We start from the raw sequence: 3,348 nt of genomic DNA, 5'->3' as shown, positions 1-3,348 counted from the left end.
TATCTATACTATCATTATTAAATTTATAGGATTTGATAATAATAAATTAAGTTTAATCAGTGAGATTATAAGATATCCTTCCAATTCCATCATCACCAATTGTCAATTTATCACAGGAAGGATTTAAACTTTCAAGTAAAGATTTTCCATTATCTGGAGACATAAACTGAGGTAAATAATCTACAATAGCAATTGGGTAAACTGTACATTCAACAGTTTCACTAACTAAACTTATTTCAACAAAATAAGCAACATGTGTATCTGGATTTTTCTGATCAAAAATAAAATTTCCTAAGCTGTAGAAAATCATTGATCCGTTGTAGAATTCCATTCCCTGAGGAACGTGAGGATGTGAACCTAGAACAATGTCCGCTCCCGCATCGATTACTTCATGAGACATTTTTACCTGATTTTCATTTGGAGATGTACTATACTCATTTCCATAGTGGAAAAATACAATTACAAAATCTGAGTTTTCATGAGCTTCCTTAATCTCCTCACAAACACTGGAATCATATGCAGAGTAACCTGGAGAATCACTGGTGGCAACCGGCATTACTTCATTGCTGTATTCTGCGAAGTTTTCAGAATCCATGAAATTAAATATTGTAATGTTACGACCATTAATCTCTTTTGTAACACTTCTGTGTGCTTCATCCACATTATCTCCAGCGCCAATTGGTGTTACATTATTTTTCTCAAGATTTTCAACAGTATCATGCATACCGTCAATTCCATAGTCAAATGCATGATTATTTGCAAGTGAAGCTACGGTATTTGGATTATTTCGAACTAAATGAACAAAATCAGGACTTGTTTTAAGAGGAACGTCCCCTTTAACAGCATTACCTGAAGTTGTAGCAGCATTTTCAAAATTAACTAAAAGCAAATCTGTTTTAGAAGTTACATTAGCTACATTTACAAAAGGATCTTGCCCACTTGAAAGTACTCCTACCATATTACGTGCAAACATAACATCCCCTGTAACAGCTATTGATGCATTACCCTTATTTTCATTAGTAATGCCATTACCATTATCTAATACCATTAATCCTGCTAAAAGAATCAATAATGCAATAATAGCAACTATAACTAATTTTCTAAACTTCTTCATTTAAACACTACCTTCTCATGTCCACTCAACATTAGCAAATTTTGCATTTACTTAATTAATAATACTGGTACATCAGAAGTTCTCATAAGTCTTTCTGAAACTGAACCTATTTGAGTATCTGAAACACAGCTCTCATCAAAAGACACGAATCTATTATTATTTGAACCATGTGCATGAATAACAACTAAATCAGCATGTGTTTGATTAACAATGAATTTCATGTCCCTTAAAGGATCAGCTGTAATTAAATGTTCGATTACTTCAACTCCAGCATCATTAGCTTTTTTGGTAATTTTTGATAAAATTGAATTACCTTCATCTTCTTCAGAATCATAACTACTGAAAGAAAATTCTTCAAGAACATTAATAGCAGCAATTTTGGAGTTAAACTTTTGAGCTATTTCAATAGCAACATCTGCTGCCTGATATCCATAATCAGATCCATCTACAGGAACTGCAATAATATCGAACATGTTTATTCTCCTTTTAAATAATCTGCATGACAAAAATCAATGAAATTATCAACTATTTTATCAATATCTTCACTATCATCAATGATTTTTCCATCATCCATAAATACTGCTCTATTACTTACTTCTTTAATGAAATCAGTATTGTGGGAAATCATTACAATTGTAATTCCATAAGTTTTTGATATTCTCTTAAGAGCATTAGTAACATCCCTTAAAGTAACTGGATCTAAATCTCCAAACGGTTCATCTAAAAGCAAGAATTCTGGTTTGGAAACTAATATCAATGCAAGCATTACTCGAACTTTTTGACCTCCAGATAATTCATATGATTTTCTATGCAAAATATCCATATCTAAATCAAGACTTTCAAATATATCTTTAACTGCTTCATTTGTTGCAGTTTCAGGGAATCTAGGGAATAAATCATCTAAAATATCAGAATCAAGACCAATTTTTTTCAATCTGTCCCTTGCTTCTAATTCAGGCAAATCAGTAAGTAAATAAAATGAATCTAATAATTCTTCACTAAGACCAATTTTTCTAGCTCTTTCTTTAGCTTCATTGACAATATTTTGATTCTTATAACCTAATCTAGTAGCTAATTGGCTTAATACAGTAGCATAATGACTTAATGCAAATTCTTGGTGCATGAAACCTAATTTAGACCTGATTTTCATACGTGCAATGCCTGGAATGTCGATGTCATTCCATTCTCCATCAACATTATACATAACTTCTCCTTTATCAGGGTCTTCCAGTCCACCAAGCATCCTTAAAAGAACAGTTTTACCAGCGCCACTTGGACCGATAATACTTAAAATATTTTCTTTTTGAACATTGAAATTTACATCTTCAATTTGTAAAACTTCACCACCGCTTAATAGGTAAAACCTTTTGTGAATATCATTTAGTTGAATAACATCTTCATCAGTTGCAATATTTTCTATATCAACAATATCGTCCATGTCTGCCATGAATTTATCACAAATTTCATTTGCAGAACCTTCATCGACAATTTCACCATCTTTAAGCAATATAACCCTATCTGCTAAATATTTTTGAATATCTGGCAAGTGAGATACAATAATAACAGTTATATTTAACTCCTTATTGATTTTTTTAACTGCATTCAATATTTCCTGTTTTGTTTTAGGGCATGCCATAGTTGCAGGTTCATCAAGAAGTAAAGCTTTAGGTTGTTTAGCAAGTTGTCTTGCCATGATAAGTCTTTGTTTTTCACCACCACTTAATACTGATGCATAATGGTCTTGTTTATGAGTTAAAGAAACTAGTTCTAAAAGTTCATCGGCTTCATGACCAAATTCACTTTCTGCAACTTCAAAATTAGTATCTCCTTCATCAAAATATTTTCTTGCATATAATTTTCTTAAGATATTTTCACGAACAGTATCTGGCCATATACCAAAAGATCTTTGAAGATGTATAGCTGTTTCTTTTTTAAGTTTATTATAATAAAATTGAGATGATTCTGAAGTAACTTTTGCTTCACCTACTTCGATACTTCCACTATCTATATGTTCAACACCTCTAAGTGCTCTTAATAAAGTAGTTTTACCTGAACCACTCTTACCCATAATACCTAAAATTTCACCTTCTTTAACTTCAAAACTAACATCATTAAGTGCAGTGATTTTAGTTCCATCAGCTAATTCATAATCTTTACTTACATTTTCAACTTTTATCATTCTTTATTGCCCCATTATATATCAATACAAATTTATATTAATGAAAGTATTTATA

Annotated in this window: 3 protein-coding genes; all 3 read right to left on the bottom strand. The window is 31.2% G+C overall.

Annotation, left to right across the window (positions count from 1 at the left end; translation table 11 throughout):
* Nucleotides 1-52 precede the first annotated feature (52 nt).
* From ACR0P1_RS07650 to ACR0P1_RS07640, 3 genes are read right to left on the bottom strand one after another with little or no spacing between them, the layout of a single operon-like run.
* Nucleotides 53-1,114 (bottom strand): CapA family protein, encoded by a 1,062-nt coding sequence (locus ACR0P1_RS07650; RefSeq protein ID WP_432645813.1) that lies wholly within the window; start codon nucleotides 1,112-1,114, stop codon nucleotides 53-55.
* A 47-nt stretch (nucleotides 1,115-1,161) separates the two neighbouring features.
* On the bottom strand, nucleotides 1,162-1,587 hold the full coding sequence (locus tag ACR0P1_RS07645) for a universal stress protein (RefSeq protein ID WP_432645812.1): 426 nt from the start codon (nucleotides 1,585-1,587) through the stop codon (nucleotides 1,162-1,164).
* 2 nt (nucleotides 1,588-1,589) lie between these two features.
* A complete protein-coding gene (locus ACR0P1_RS07640) occupies nucleotides 1,590-3,293 on the bottom strand; it encodes an ATP-binding cassette domain-containing protein (protein ID WP_432645811.1) in 1,704 nt (567 codons plus the stop codon).
* Between the last annotated feature and the right edge of the window lie 55 nt (nucleotides 3,294-3,348).

The organism is Methanobrevibacter sp., from assembly GCF_050872065.1.
Lineage (GTDB): Archaea > Methanobacteriota > Methanobacteria > Methanobacteriales > Methanobacteriaceae > Methanocatella.
Note: the sequence above shows the minus strand (reverse complement) of the source record. Positions and strands in the feature narration are given on the sequence as shown.

Coding starts and splice junctions, on each gene's coding strand:
- ACR0P1_RS07650 (WP_432645813.1), bottom strand. CDS start 1,114: ATGAAGAAGTTTAGAAAATTAGTTATAGTTGCTATTATTGCATTATTG.
- ACR0P1_RS07645 (WP_432645812.1), bottom strand. CDS start 1,587: ATGTTCGATATTATTGCAGTTCCTGTAGATGGATCTGATTATGGATAT.
- ACR0P1_RS07640 (WP_432645811.1), bottom strand. CDS start 3,293: ATGATAAAAGTTGAAAATGTAAGTAAAGATTATGAATTAGCTGATGGA.